This window comes from Rhodococcus sp. NPDC056506 (assembly GCF_042794945.1).
Taxonomy (GTDB): domain Bacteria; phylum Actinomycetota; class Actinomycetes; order Mycobacteriales; family Mycobacteriaceae; genus Rhodococcus_F.
This window is the reverse complement of the sequence record NZ_JBHTSW010000007.1, coordinates 118,426-132,956: the sequence shown is the minus strand read 5'-3', so window position 1 is coordinate 132,956 and position 14,531 is coordinate 118,426. Positions and strand designations below refer to the sequence as shown.

The 14,531-nt window shown below is 59.9% G+C and carries 11 protein-coding genes; all 11 read left to right on the top strand.

The features are described from left to right. Positions 1 to 231: 231 nt before the first annotated feature. The 11 genes from ACFQ6H_RS09405 (at position 232) to ACFQ6H_RS09355 (ending at position 14,466) form a co-directional block, all read left to right on the top strand. Positions 232 to 1,677, top strand: a complete 1,446-nt coding sequence (locus ACFQ6H_RS09405; RefSeq protein ID WP_378645700.1) for a polysaccharide biosynthesis tyrosine autokinase — start codon at positions 232 to 234, stop codon at positions 1,675 to 1,677. A gap of 1,194 nt (positions 1,678 to 2,871) precedes the next feature. Continuing rightward, positions 2,872 to 4,395 carry a sugar transferase gene (locus ACFQ6H_RS09400; RefSeq protein ID WP_378645697.1) on the top strand — a complete coding sequence of 508 codons (1,524 nt, stop codon included), beginning with the start codon at positions 2,872 to 2,874 and terminating at the stop codon, positions 4,393 to 4,395. Next, positions 4,382 to 5,731 carry an O-antigen ligase family protein gene (locus tag ACFQ6H_RS09395; protein WP_378645694.1) on the top strand — a complete coding sequence of 450 codons (1,350 nt, stop codon included), beginning with the start codon at positions 4,382 to 4,384 and terminating at the stop codon, positions 5,729 to 5,731. The genes ACFQ6H_RS09400 and ACFQ6H_RS09395 overlap by 14 nt, the downstream gene beginning before the upstream one ends. After that, the gene (locus tag ACFQ6H_RS09390) at positions 5,710 to 6,921 is read left to right on the top strand and encodes a glycosyltransferase family 4 protein (RefSeq protein WP_378645692.1); all 1,212 of its coding nucleotides are present in this window, start codon (positions 5,710 to 5,712) and stop codon (positions 6,919 to 6,921) included. Before ACFQ6H_RS09395 ends, ACFQ6H_RS09390 begins: the two co-directional genes overlap by 22 nt. After that, complete coding sequence (locus tag ACFQ6H_RS09385) at positions 6,918 to 8,129, top strand: hypothetical protein (RefSeq protein WP_378645689.1); 1,212 nt, start codon at positions 6,918 to 6,920, stop codon at positions 8,127 to 8,129. Before ACFQ6H_RS09390 ends, ACFQ6H_RS09385 begins: the two co-directional genes overlap by 4 nt. Beyond that, on the top strand, positions 8,126 to 9,022 hold the full coding sequence (locus ACFQ6H_RS09380) for a glycosyltransferase family 2 protein (RefSeq protein ID WP_378645686.1): 897 nt from the start codon (positions 8,126 to 8,128) through the stop codon (positions 9,020 to 9,022). The genes ACFQ6H_RS09385 and ACFQ6H_RS09380 overlap by 4 nt, the downstream gene beginning before the upstream one ends. Further along, entirely contained in the window at positions 9,019 to 10,185 is a 1,167-nt protein-coding gene (locus ACFQ6H_RS09375; RefSeq protein WP_378645683.1) for a glycosyltransferase family 4 protein, read from the top strand. Before ACFQ6H_RS09380 ends, ACFQ6H_RS09375 begins: the two co-directional genes overlap by 4 nt. A 5-nt stretch (positions 10,186 to 10,190) precedes the next feature. Next, positions 10,191 to 10,991, top strand: a complete 801-nt coding sequence (locus ACFQ6H_RS09370; RefSeq protein WP_378645680.1) for a WecB/TagA/CpsF family glycosyltransferase — start codon at positions 10,191 to 10,193, stop codon at positions 10,989 to 10,991. A 97-nt stretch (positions 10,992 to 11,088) separates the two neighbouring features. Then, complete coding sequence (gmd, locus tag ACFQ6H_RS09365) at positions 11,089 to 12,120, top strand: GDP-mannose 4,6-dehydratase (protein ID WP_378535973.1); 1,032 nt, start codon at positions 11,089 to 11,091, stop codon at positions 12,118 to 12,120. Further along, complete coding sequence (locus ACFQ6H_RS09360) at positions 12,117 to 13,085, top strand: GDP-L-fucose synthase family protein (RefSeq protein WP_378645676.1); 969 nt, start codon at positions 12,117 to 12,119, stop codon at positions 13,083 to 13,085. The genes gmd and ACFQ6H_RS09360 overlap by 4 nt, the downstream gene beginning before the upstream one ends. A gap of 55 nt (positions 13,086 to 13,140) precedes the next feature. Beyond that, positions 13,141 to 14,466, top strand: a complete 1,326-nt coding sequence (locus ACFQ6H_RS09355; protein ID WP_378645674.1) for a UDP-glucose dehydrogenase family protein — start codon at positions 13,141 to 13,143, stop codon at positions 14,464 to 14,466. The last annotated feature ends 65 nt before the right edge of the window (positions 14,467 to 14,531 follow it).

Below are 14,531 nucleotides of genomic sequence, written 5' to 3'. Positions count from 1 at the left end.
TGACAGACCGGGCCGGTGAAGGTGAGGAGTGAGTCGGCCTCACCCTTCATTGTCTTCGGTTCAATGGGATCGTCGTGTCTTTACTCCACCAGCTTGTTGCCGCGATACGTGGAAAGAACGTCATATGGATGGCTGTCCTGTTCAGACAAGAGCGGGGGTAGTGGCTCGACCGATGGCCGGTGATAACCGCTCGGATGCGCGATACGTATTCGAGCCGAAGGAGATTCGACGATGGATGTACGGGACTACCTGAAGACTTTGCAGGCGCGGTGGAAGATAGTCGCTGTCGTTACTGTGGTCGTGATCTTGGGAGCATTGGGTGCCTCGTTGATTGCCACGCCTGTGTACAAGGCGTCTACTCGCCTGTTCGTGTCGACTTCGACCGGAACAACGGTGAACGAGGCATTCCAAGGCAATCAGCTGTCGCAGCAGTTGGTCACTTCGTACGCCAAACTTCTCACCGGGGAGACGCTGGCCCAGCGAACAATCGATGCAGTGGGGCCAGATCGGCTCGGAGGGCTTTCTGCCGCGGAGCTTTCATCGAAAGTGACGGCCACATCGGCACCGGATACCGTACTTCTCGACCTGAGCGTGCAAGATACATCGCCTGAACTGGCCCGCGATATCGCCAACGCGCTTTCGGACGAATTCGTCTTCATGGTCAAGGATTTGAGCACGCCCGTTAACGGCGGCACCGCGCCTGCGCGCGTCGTTGTCGAGCAGCGAGCCCAGACCCCGGTAGAACCGGTATCTCCGAAGACCACGAGAAACGTCGCCCTCGGAGCAGTGATCGGTCTACTGCTGGGGATCGGACTGGCCGTGTTGCGTGACCGCTTGGACAACACTGTCAAAGAACGAAAGACAGTCGAAGACATCGTTGGTGCGGCGATGGTGGGAACAATTCCGTTCGACAAGGAACGTGAAGTTCACCAAGCGATCAACTTCCACGAAGGCAACTCCGCCAGTGCCGAGGCATACCGTGAACTACGAACCAATTTGCAGTTCCTGGCAGTGGATCGCCCCCCGAGTGTCATCGTCGTCACGAGTTCGCTTCCGTCGGAGGGTAAGACCACGACCGCCGTCAACATCGCACTCGTGCTGGCCGAGGCGGGCAAGAAGGTATGTCTCGTTGAAGGTGACCTCCGCAAGCCTCGAGTGTCGAAGTACCTCGGACTGATCGGAAGCGTTGGGCTCAGTTCGGTCCTGGCCGGGCAAGCAGATCTGGACGACGTGCTTCAGGTTACGAGCAATGCGGACCTGACGGTTCTTGCCTCGGGTCCGATTCCTCCGAACCCGAGCGAATTGCTGGGGACTGACACTGCGCATGCAGTTTTTGCCGATCTCCGCAGAAGGTTCGACTACGTCATCATCGACGCCTCGCCGTTGCTTCCGGTTACGGATGCTGCAGTTCTGTCTGCTCTGGCTGACGGCGCACTCGTCATCGCTCGTCACGGTTCGACGAAGAGGGAACAGTTGAGCAGGGCGGTGGGCAACCTCCACAGCGTGGGCGCGACGATTCTCGGCACTGTCATAACGATGACCCCGCTGAACGGTCGTGGGGTTTACGAATACAAGTACTACTACGATTCCGATCCTGTCGTCGCTGACGTGGCTGTGGGAAGTTCGGTCGGCGTCAACGCAGTCAGCGAAGTGCGGACGCCGTCGACAGTCAACTGAACGGGTCGAATACTGACCTTTGTTTCACCCGCGTCTGCGCTAATGGGCCCCCGAGCAATGCTCGGGGGCCCATTAGTTTTGCAGCGACTCCGCCAGCAACTACCGTGTGGGCGCGGGAGGCGACTACCCGTCGCAGACAGCTCGATCTGTGAACCGGACCCGACTGGAGATGCTCGTGAGAGTATGGCGAGTCGGGTCGTCGGCGTTCGCATCCGTCCTTACGGATTTCCGGTGTCGGCGATATTTCGCTTCCTGCCAGTCGATGCGGCCAATAGGCGGCCCGTCAACGTCTGATTCGGCTCGGGTGAGCTGGATAGATTGAGATCCAGCGGTCTACGAACGTCAGTCGACGTGCCCTTCGTTCTGTGAGTGCCGTTGGTAACGGGACGGATGTATGAGGTAGCAGCCTCCGCGTATTGCAGTTTCGGGCCGGTGGACTGGCGACTACTGCGAATGATGGGGTACTGCAACCATTTACGATGTGCGAACTATTCGCTTGGTAGGTATGGCCCAATTCGCCGAAGATTTCACCCTTACATATCGCGGCGCGGCACCCAGCGGCGAATTGTCGGACGATTGTTCAGAATTGCCGTGCGGCTGGACGGGCGATGGTTCGATTTGCAGAGCATTTACCAACCGTGTGCGGGTTTCCGTCCAAACATGAAGTCCAGTTGATCACGGCAATGAAAACTATAGGTACGCAATACCAATGGTGAAACATGCGCGTGCGTTCCCGCCTGGACTGTGAATAACTGATCTCAATGCTGGCGCCGGGAAGAAGTTAGGAAAGCGCTATTGCCACACTGTCCGGAATGTGGCAAACTCCTCACTGGTACTGACCAGCTAGCCAAGTAATTGCCACGATGTGAGTCCCGGCAATGTCGGGGCTGGCGACGTCAGCGGGCGAGGACAAATCGCCGATCGTCCTGTGCTTGAGTCGTTAGTGGACTCTGCTTCAATCATGGGGTGTGAGCTGCGGCAATGCCGCAATAATTCGACAGTTGGGCCGAGGCCTGGCCATAGTCGTCGTTTAACTACAAGGCGCACGTAATGCGACCATTCGCACTGAACGCAGTAATGCGGAGCAGTTGCTTCGCCGTCGAAGTATCTGGATTCGGCAAGGCGGTCCGATGGACCTCGGCCGGCGAACAGCTTCGCGCCGAGTTCTGTGCGTGGGGAAAGGTTTCTGAAAACATGACGGTTCTCGAGATGGCCGCGCCCACGGAAGAACGGCCACAACAACACCGACGAGAGGCTCCGAAGAGGGCTGGTGGAGTATCCGCACGCAGGAAATGGCAATCTGCGTATCTTCGTCGTCTGGCGATTACCGACACGATTATCGTTGCGGCAGTTGTGTTTCTGGCGCAATGGTGGCGCTTCGGTAGCGACGTTGATGTCGTCGACGGCGAAGCGCTCGGCCATTTCAGCTACACCGCACTGTCTTTCGCCCTGATTATCGGCTGGTTCGCTGTACTGAGAGTATTTCGCACCAGATCTCCTCGTGTGATCGGAAGTGGCCCTGAAGAGTACCGATTGATCGCTGTCGGAACGCTCCGCCTGTTCGGATTGATTGCGATCGCCAGCCTTCTCCTCCACCTCGAGATCGCGCGCCTGTACCTCGCCGTGGCATTTCCAATGGGATTGACGGCCTTGATCGCGAGTCGTTGGATCTGGCGACGAGTGATTGCTCGAGAGCGAGCGCGAGGTGAATTTCGAACTGCGGTACTCGTGGTCGGTGTACGAGGGGCGGTTGTCGATCTTGCACGGAACCTCGAGCGTGACGATGCCCATGGATACCGAGTCGTCGGAGTCTGTGTACCCGGCTACGGAGGAGACGTCGGCGAAGTTGTCGCAGTGAACGGCCGGGACATTCCGGTGCTCGGAGACGAGCACAGTGTCACCGACGCGCTCGAACAGGTCGGCGCCGACACGGTGGCAGTGACGGCGTCGGAGCGACTCGGGCCGGAAGGGTTGCGCAAGCTGGCCTGGGATCTCGAGCGCGATCATGTGGACCTTGTTGTTGCGCCGGGGATTCTGGATGTGTCCGGGCCGAGGCTGTCGATGCGCCCGGTCTCTGGATTTCCGCTGATACATGTCGAGCGTCCGCGCTATCACGGCGCACAGAAGTTCACGAAGACGACCTTCGACATCGTCTTCGCGACGCTGGTACTCACAGTGATCAGTCCGGTGCTTCTGGCGGCTGCGATCGCCGTCAAGCTCACGAGTAAGGGTCCGGTTCTGTACAAGTCCGAGCGGATGGGGTTGGACGGTCAGCCGTTCCCCATGCTCAAGTTCCGCTCGATGGTCCAGAATGCGGATTCTCAGGTCACGGCACTGATGAAGGAGAACGAAGGCGCCGGAGTGCTTTTCAAGATGCGAGACGATCCGCGCGTGACGACTGTCGGTCGATTCATGCGTCGATACTCGATCGACGAGTTGCCCCAGTTCGTCAATGTTCTTCGGCGAGAGATGAGCGTCGTCGGACCGCGGCCACCCCTTCGGCGTGAGGTCGAGTTGTACGACGGTGCGGTCAGTCGCCGGCTACTGGTCAAGCCCGGTGTCACCGGCCTGTGGCAGGTCAGCGGGCGTTCTGATCTTTCCTGGGAAGACGCTGTCCGCCTTGATCTTTCCTACGTCGACAACTGGTCGATGATGGGTGACGTCATGATCGTCGCGAAGACGCTCAAGGCGGTGGTGGGAAGTGATGGCGCCTACTGACAAGAAGGCGGCACCGGCGCCTTGCGAGAACAAGGAACCGAACAATCCGCTGATCTTGCGAACGGCATTGGTGATCGCGGTCGTCGGCGCGAGCGGAGCCTTTCAGGCGTACACGCAGAAGACTGCGCTCGGATCGTTGCTCGTACACGGTTCGGCCGTTCTCGCGGCGACACTGGCGTTGGTCTACTTCCTCGATCGGCGATACTCACGCAACGCGACCTGGCCGGTCTTCGCGCTTCTGGTCGCGGCCGGCGTTCCGGCAACCAGCTGGTACTGGTCGACACTGCCCCGGAATTCCGCCGTCGCCGGCATCGTCATCGTGTGCTTGGCGATCACGGGAATCATCGTCGCCCGTGAGTTGACCTTCGCGGTGCGAGTGCGGACTGTTGCCCTCACCTTGCTGGTACTACTCGTGCTGTCGCTGATGGTCGTGTTCCTCGATCCTTCGACTGGCCTCGACGTGGACACCCGCGCCGTCACGTATCGAGGAATCTTCACGCACAAGAACACTTTGGGCCGAATGGCTGCGATCGAAGTTGTACTCGTCGCTGTCATGCTCATGCTTCCCGGCGTCAAGCGGATTCCGTGGGTTGCGGCGCTGGCTGTCGCCGGCATCGTGTTGTTCGAAGCCCGGAGCCAGACCAGTCTCGTCGCAGCAGGGATTGCGCTGGCGACAGTGCTTGCACTGAAGTGCTTTCGACGGACACCGAACGCTCACCTCGCCTCGACTGTGATCATCGGCCTGTACTTCGGGGTATCCGGCGCGATGAAGGTGCTCGGACCCGATGTCGCAGAATTACTCTCGCGAGACGTCACGTTGACCGGCCGGCTTCACCTCTGGACCGTTTCGAACTATTACGCCGAACAGCGGCCTCTGCTCGGATGGGGCTTCGGCTCGGTGTGGGCGCCGGACAGTGCAGTGGGGCAGATGATTCGGTCCAAGCTGTCTTTTTCGGCGACCAGCGCACACAACGGAATGCTCGACATTCGGCTGCAGATCGGTTGGATCGGATTCCTGCTGCTGTTGGCCGGCTACTACCTGCTCCTGAGTACGGCTCTCTCGCGAGCTCACAGCAGAACCGAGTACATCGCCATCGCCGCGCTGATGGTTCTCGTCTTCTCGATGGACTTGACGGAGTCGACGCTCTTCTTCGGCGCTATGTGGTTGATCGTGTGGGTCTTCCTGGCTCCGTACGGACCCTCCACACCCCGTTCACGCGGCCCCCGCAGCGGCGAGCTGGTCTATCGGTGGGGGCCGTACCGACAAGAACATCGCCAACAAATCCGTTTCGGCGCGAAGAGGAGGCGAGTGAGATGTACAAGTCATTCGATGTAACCCGCACGGAGACCGATGTGAGCCCGATGCCCGACGTTCGATCGGCGGCACCGAAAGCGTTGATGTTCCATGCGATCTATCGAAATCCGGGTGGTGAGGAACAGAGCTTCGCAAACGAGTCCAGACTACTCGAATCGATCGGGTACGAGACGGTTCGGTGCACCACCGAAAACTCCAAGATCTCGCGGAGACCGTGGGCGGGCGCCGCGGCAGTGTTCAGCCCCCGGGTACTCGTCGATGCGTTGCGAATCATCCGCACGGAGCGGCCGGACATCGTTTACGTCAACAACCTCTGGCCGGCGTTTTCGGCTTCGTTGCTCGTGGCCGCAAGAGTCGCCGGAATTCCTACGCTGCAGGCGGTTCGGAACTATCGCCTGGTCACACCCTCGGCCAAGTTACGCGCCGATGGCACGTGCACCGAATGCGGTTCCACCAACTACTTCACGAGTTGTGTCCGCAACGGATGCTACGGAAACAGCCGACTGCAAAGCCTTGTCTGCTACCTGAGCGCTGCGGCAGTCAAGCTCAGCGTCTTGGGGTGGAAGCAACACAGGTTCGTCGCAACGAGCGCGATGACAGCACGTCTGGTCGAGGGACGACTGATCGAATCCGACCGCGTCGTGGTTCGTCCGAACTTCGGATTCGAAGAAAATGAACCCGAATTCCGGAGCAACGATTCGGTTGTGTGTGTCAGCCGACTGACACCCGAGAAGGGCGTCCTCGACTTGGTACGCAACTGGCCGCAGGGCGTCGGAAGTCCCTCGCTCACAGTTCTCGGGGACGGACCGCAGTATGGCGAGATCTCCAACTTAAGTGCAGCGCTCGACAACGTCACGATCGCCGGATTCACGTCACATGAAGATGTGATCGAGATACTCCGCCACAGTGCGGCGTCCGTGGTCCCATCTCAATGGGCAGAGCCCTTCGGACGCGTCGCGATCGAATCGATGTCGGTGGGTACCCCCGTCATCTACGCAACCAGCGGTGCACTCGCGGACATCGTCGGACCGGGCGGAACGCCCCTTCATTCCCTGGAAGAATCGTCGATCCGCGAGTCACTCGCACGGATCCTCGGAGCGGACGACCGATCCGCGATACGCAAATCCGCATATCGTCACTACGCGAGTCGCTTCACCTCGCGCAAGGCGGCGACGTCGATGCGTGAGCTCATCAACGAGGTGAGCTCGTGAACGATCGCACGCGGCATGTGACATTCATGGCGGATCAGGGACTTTCGAGCATCCTCACTTTTGTCGTTCTCACCTCGGTGGCACGACTCGGTGGTCCGATCGAAGTCGGCCAGGTTGCCGTCATTCAATCGGCGGGTTTGTTGGCACTGGCGCTGGGGCGAGCGATCGGCGTCGACGTCTGGCTCTCACGAGGAGCGAAGTCGGACGAGCGTCGGCCGGCTTTGGCACCCACGATCGTGCTGGCGGCAGTATCGGTGACATCGGTGTGGGCACTGTTCCTGATCGCCGGGTCGGACTCGATGAATCTCACGGTATATGCCTTGGCCGCAGTTGGTTTCGTGATCTTCGACGTGATACGCACGATGTTGATGCACGATGGTGCGAGTTGGATCTCTGCGTCGATACAGATCGTGACACTCTCGTTCGTACTTATTGCAGCTTTCCTGGTCGAGAATCTGACACTTGCTCTCGTGACCTACACGGTCGGTGTCTTCGTTGCGCTCGCTCTCGGTCACGCATCCATGCGTCTGGTGCCGCCGGTGCCGTCGATCAGGTACTCGCGCACGCACCGATACCGATCCGTGCCGTTCGCGATCGAGATATTGATGGGATCAGCTGCGCAGCAGGCAATGTTCTTGATACTGACCGTGGTGGCGTCGATCTCGATGATCGGTGAGATCAGAACTGCCCAGACACTGCTCGGTCCACTGTCCTTGATGTTCGCAGGTATCTCGCCGATCCTGATGCGCAAGTTCGGAAGTGGTGTCGAATCGATGAGCCCGAGCGAGTGCATGGCACTCGGTCGCCGAGTGGGATTGCGGATCTTCCTCGTCTCGATCGTCTGCGTTTCGCTGATCTGTCTCGTGCTCGAGATTCGGCTCTCGGGAGTTCGTTTGACGGATCACCTGGTCGGGCCGCATTTCCCGAACTTGATGCCGGTCATTCTGCTGTGCGGACTGGCAGTGGCGTTCAACGGGATTCTTCTGGGTGTAGGAACGTCGATTCGAGTCGTGGACAAGACCGGAACGCTCAACACATTTCGCGCATTGCTGCTGCCGCTGCAGTTTCTGATCGTTCTCGGAGCGGGATTGTCCGACGATGCCGTCTATGTCGCAGGAGCATTGGCGGTATCGGCTGGTGTCAGTGCGAGCGTCGTGCTCCTGGTCTCGATGAACGACGTCTCTCGGCCGAAGGTTGGTCTCTCATGAAGGACCTGAGCGGCGTCATGGTCGCGATTTTGACGTACCGTCGCGAATCGGCACTTGCGCACTGCATTGACAGCGTCAGGGCATCGATCGTGGCTGCCGGCGTTGCGGCCGAGATCGTGGTAGGCGACAACGATCCTGATTCCACCACACCGACATACGTCGTCGACGGGATCGAGCGACTGCATCTCGGGTTCGGCGGGGTATCGGCAGCGCGACGTGCACTCGTCGATCTCGCCAACGCGCGAGAACGTCGATACATCGTGTTCGTCGACGACGACGAATATGTCGATGTCAACTGGCTGTCGAATCTCCTCACCTGCGCCGCAGATTTCGACGCGGGTGCCGTGGCCGGTCCTGTGATTCCGGTGGGTCTGCCTGCTTCAGAACTTCCATTGCACGCCCGTGTTCGCCACACCACCGGCACTCCGGTTGCGTCGGCAGGTGCTGGAAACCTGTTGTTGGACCTGAAGGCTTTGAACGGCTTGAACTTCAGTGACGATTGGGATCTACCTGGCGGCGAGGACACCGAGTTCACACTCCGGATGTGCGCCGGCGGTGTCCGGTTGCTGTGGTGCGACGAGGCAATTGCGTACGAACCCGTCGACGCGGTTCGGCGTCGGGATTCCTGGCTCTTCGCACGATACGTCAACAACGGCCGGATCCTGGCGCTCTGTCAGGGACAACTCACCGCGCCGCAGTTGACGGTTCAGATCGTCAAGCGAGCTGCTCTCGTACTCGCAGCGGCCGTGGCGACACCTGTCGCCGTGTTCAGCCCGCGTGTCAAACGCTTCATTCTCGATCACGGTGCACGCAACATCGGGTGGTTCTCACAGCAGTTCGGTCGCCACGATTCTCGGATGCCACGCGCACAGAGGCTGGAGGTAGCGCGATGACACGGTTGTTGATGACGGCATACGCCTGCGATCCGAATCAGGGGAGTGAGTCCGGGGCGGGTTGGGCGCTTCTCTCGGCGGCTTCCGAACTGTGTGAGTCGATCACGGTGGTGACTCGCTCCGGTGAGGCTCCCACGTTGGAATCCGCGTGTGAACAACTCGGTTGCGAAGTTCGAGTCGTGCGAATGGCGACGTTGACCGCGGAAGAAGCCGGATCGTACGGTCGATACCTCCGATGGCTCTGGCACACTTCACTGTTCGTTCGGCGTGAAGCGGCACACTTCGACGTCCTTCACCACGCAACGTTCGCCTCCGACTGGCTGCCCCCACCGGTGCTGTTCGGTGGAGTCGGTGGCAAACGACTCGTGTGGGGGCCTGCCGGCGGAAACACCTACCCGCCGATGTCACTCGCCAGGAGTGTCGGTATGCGATACCTGGCCACCACGGCTGTTCGCACCTGTTCGACGAAAGTCGTACGGGCACTGACCCACATCTTCGTGTCCGGGCGCGTCGACACCTTCATCGCGATGAACTCCGACAGCGGCCGCGGGGCCCCGCGAGCCTGCGACGTCGTCGTCCAGCCGAATTGCGTTCTGGATTACGACGGAATCGAAGTTCAATCGGTACCCAGACCGAAACGAAAACTGCTCTTTGTGGGAAGGCTGTTGCAGTACAAGGGGATCGACCTGATACTCGACGCGCTCGAGCATCTCGGTACCGATTGGTCCATGACCTTTGTCGGGGAAGGGCCCGCGCGAGCGCGAATCGAGAAGTCGCTGCCCTACCGGCGCGGTCAGATCACGCTTCACGGGTGGCGCGACAGATCGGAAGTGATGAGGGAGATGGGGGCCTCCTCGGCCTTGCTCTTCCCGAGCATGCACGATTCCGGCGGTTGGGTGGCCGCCGAAGCTGCCGCGGTGGGCCTCCCGGTGGTCTGTTTGGATCTCGGCGGTGTACCGACTCTGGCCGGTCGGAACGCCGTGGCGATTCCGGTTGCGCCGACATCCACGCTTCCCGCGCGTATTGCTCGATCGATTGTCGAGACCGAGCTTTCTCTCTTTGAACCGCAACGTGATTGGACTCGATCCCGGTTGGAATCGATCTTGTCGCGCAGTTACGGCCAGTGCAATGAACGTCAACAAATGAACTCGGAAAAGTGGTGAGACAGATGAGCAGTCCGTTCGAGGTCATCGAGGTAGGTGGCATTCCGTTTGCCGCGACCAATCTCGAGGGAGCTACCGATTGGGTAGTCAACGAGAGGCGGGAGGGGGTGGGAACCGGAGTCTCCGTGAGGTTGTCGAATTCCTACTGCGTGTCGGCGGCACACAATGATCGCGACTACTCCGCAGTGCTGAAAGGCCCCGGGGTGAACTTCGCAGACGGAACCCCGGTCAGCTGGGTCATGCGGTTGACAGGTGGCGGTGCCCTTTCCGATCAGATCGGTGTGCGACCGGTTCGCGGTCCGTCGTTCTTCGAGGCCACGCTGGACAAGGGACGCCGCTACGGCCTTCGTCACCATTTTGTCGGCACGACAGAAGAGACGTTGAGTCTCTTGACAGATCGAGTAGAGGAGTTGTATCCGGGCATCAAGGTGGCCGGCACCTATGCGCCGCCGTTTGCAGAGTTCAGCAGGGAGTTCGTCGACGACATCATCACGAAGGTCGGTCCGTCGTCACCGGACATCGTGTGGGTCGGTCTGGGTGCACCCAAGCAGGATTTTGTCACGAAGGCGATAGCAGACCGAACCGACTACGTGGCCGTCGGAGTGGGTGCCGCCTTTGATTTCCTGGCGGGAACTGTTTCCGAAGCACCAACTTTCGTCCAGAACTCGGGTTTCGAGTGGCTGTATCGACTTGTGTCGGAACCCAAGCGTCTATGGCGACGCTACCTGTTCGGTAACTCGACTTTCCTCCGGCTGGCATCACGTGACATACGAAATGTCTTCGGCCGTTCGGGGGGACGCACATGAGCAAGATCAAGACCGCCGAGCGATTCGGAGGAATACGGACCACAACCGTGGATTCGCAACCATCAGGCGGGCTGTCCCGCAACGGAAGGAACGCAGGATGAAACGCGCACTGATTACCGGAATCACGGGGCAGGACGGCTCTTACCTCGCCGAGTTGCTGCTCTCCAAAGGCTATGAGGTTCACGGACTGATCCGTAGATCTTCGACGTTCAACACTTCGAGGATCAACCACATCTACGTGGACCCGCACGATGCAGGTGCTCGACTCTTTCTTCACTACGGTGACCTCAGTGACGGAGCGCGTCTGGTGACGCTGCTCGCGCAGATCAAGCCGGACGAGGTGTACAACCTCGCTGCGCAGTCTCACGTCAGAGTGAGCTTCGACGAACCCGAACACACCGGGAACACCACCGGCGTCGGGTCGATCCGACTACTCGAAGCGGTTCGGATGGCCGGACTCGACTGCCGGTTCTACCAGGCGTCGAGCTCCGAGATGTTCGGTGCGACACCACCACCGCAGAACGAGGAGACACCGTTCTACCCTCGCTCGCCCTACGGTGCGGCGAAGGTGTACTCGTACTGGATCACCAAGAACTATCGTGAGGCGTACGGGATCTTCGCCGTGAACGGAATTCTGTTCAATCACGAGTCCCCCAGGCGTGGTGAGACATTCGTGACGCGGAAGATCACGCGCGCAGTCGCACGTATCAAGGCGGGTATCGAGGATCACCTGTACATGGGCAATCTCGATGCGATTCGCGACTGGGGATACGCGCCGGAGTACGTGGAGGGAATGTGGCGCATGCTGCAGGTCGACGAGCCTGAGGATTTTGTGCTCGCCACCGGTGGCAACTACTCGGTGCGCGACTTCCTCACCGTCGCTTTCGAACATGCAGGTCTGAACTGGGAAAACCACGTTCGATTCGACGAACGGTATCTTCGGCCGACCGAGGTGGACGCACTGATCGGGGATCCGAGTCATGCCGAGCGCAAGCTCGGTTGGAAGGCCGGCGTCCACACACCCGAACTGGCCCGGATCATGGTCGACGCAGACGTCGAAGCGCTCGAGCACGAAGGGCGACCGTGGATCGACACTCCGGCACTTCCCGACTGGTTGGCGACGCGATGAGTGATTCGTTCGCGCCGCGACCCCTCGATCGAGACGCACCGTTCTACGTGGCTGGACACCGAGGTTTGGTCGGCTCTTCGGTGTGGCGACACCTGGAATCTGTCGGCTTCTCCAGGTTGCTCGGAAAGACGTCGGCCGAACTCGATCTACGTGACCGGGAAGCTGTTTTCGATTTCTTCGCCCGCGAAAAGCCGACCAACGTGATCCTCGCAGCGGCAAAAGTTGGTGGGATTGCGGCGAACAGCACGTTCCTCGTCGACTTCCTGTCGGAGAATCTGCGCATCCAGGTGAACGTGCTCGACGCCGCCCTCGCGCATGGTGTCGAGCGTCTCCTGTTCCTCGGATCATCGTGCATTTACCCGAAATTGGCGCCGCAACCGATCAAGGAAGAATACCTCCTCACCGGTCATCTCGAGCCGACCAACGACGCCTATGCAATTGCAAAGATCGCGGGAATACTCCACGTCCAAGCTGCCAGGCGGCAGCATGGTCGCCCCTGGATCTCCGCTATGCCCACCAACCTGTACGGCCCGGGAGACAATTTCTCGCCACGCGGATCGCACGTACTTCCCGCACTCGTTCGGCGTTACGACGAGGCGCAGTCGTGCGCAGTCCAGTCGGTTGTCAACTGGGGGAGTGGCAACCCGCGCCGTGAATTCCTGCATGTCGACGATCTGGCGTCGGCGTGTCTGCATCTGCTCGAAAACTACGACGATGCATCGCATGTCAACGTCGGAACCGGCGAGGATCACACAATTCGTGAGATCGCTTCGATAGTCGCCGCGGAGGTCGGATACACCGGAGAGACGCGGTGGGACACCTCCAAGCCGGACGGAACGATGCAGAAACTTCTGGACGTGAGCATGATTCGTGAATTCGGGTGGCGGCCGACGATCGGATTACGCGAGGGTATCGCGTCGACAGTCTCGTGGTACCGCGACAACATCGGTGCTGTACGCACCTGAATCGCTTTTCCCATCAACACACTTCGCACACTCTCGAGAAAGCAGATCGAGCAACATGAGCACTCGCATAGCAGTATTCGGCACGGGATACCTGGGCGCGACACACGCGGCCTGTATGGCCGAACTCGGTCACGAGGTCCTCGGAGTGGATGTCGATGCGGCAAAGCTGGAGAAACTGGCAGCAGGTGAAGTTCCGTTCTACGAGCCAGGGTTGGGCGAGGTCCTACGAAGAAACATCGATCGAGGGCGACTGAAGTTCACGTCGTCGTACGAGGAAGCCGCACAATTTGCGGACGTGTTCTTCCTCGGCGTCGGGACGCCGCAGAAGAAGGGCGAGTTCGCCGCGGACATGATCTACGTGGACGCGGTGATCGAGACTTTGGCGCCGCTGCTCACCAAACCCTCGGTCATCTTCGGCAAGTCCACGGTGCCGGTGGGAACCGCGGAACGGCTCGGTAAGCGCGCGCGGGAACTGGCACCGATCGGTGACGGCGTCGAAGTCGCGTGGAATCCCGAGTTTCTCCGTGAAGGATTTGCCGTCCAGGACACGTTGCACCCGGACCGGCTGGTGCTCGGGGTCGATCGAAATGTCCGCGGTCGGGCAGAATCTGTTGCGCGCGAAGTTTATGCAGAGCTCATCGATGAGGGGATTCCGTTTCTTGTCACGGACCTTGCGACGGCGGAGTTGGTCAAAGCGTCAGCGAATGCTTTCCTGGCCACGAAGATCTCGTTCATCAACGCGATCTCCGAAGTGTGCGAGGCCGCGGGCGCCGACGTCACGGTGCTCGCCGACGCGATCGGGCACGACGTTCGGATCGGACGTCGATTCCTCAACGCGGGAATTGGTTTCGGCGGAGGATGTTTGCCGAAGGACATCCGTGCCTTCATGGCTCGAGCCGGGGAACTCGGTGCCGACCAAGCACTGACGTTCCTGCGCGAAGTCGACAACATCAATATGCGCAGACGTACCCGAATGGTCGAATTGGCTCGGGAGGCATGCGGATCGCTGCTCGGCGCGCGAGTTGCAGTTCTGGGTGCCGCATTCAAGCCTGACTCGGACGACGTTCGTGACTCGCCGGCACTCAATGTCGCGGGTCAGATTCAGCTCCAAGGTGCCGCAGTGAATGTGTACGACCCGAAGGCCATGGACAATTCGCGCGCGCTCTTCCCGACGCTGACCTACTCGGCAAATGCGTTGGAGGCCTGTGAAGGTGCCGATGTCGTCCTGGTATTGACCGAGTGGCCCGAATTCTTGAAGTTGCAACCGTCTGATCTCGACTCGGTGGTTCGCAAGAAAGTGATCGTCGACGGGCGTAACTGCCTGTCGCCAGCCGGCTGGCGAGGCGCGGGTTGGACATACCGCGGATTGGGACGTCCGTGAGCACAGGGCGTGGTGCCTGCTGCAGTTGATCGATATCGAAGTTGAGAAAGCCCGGTTCGCCCTAG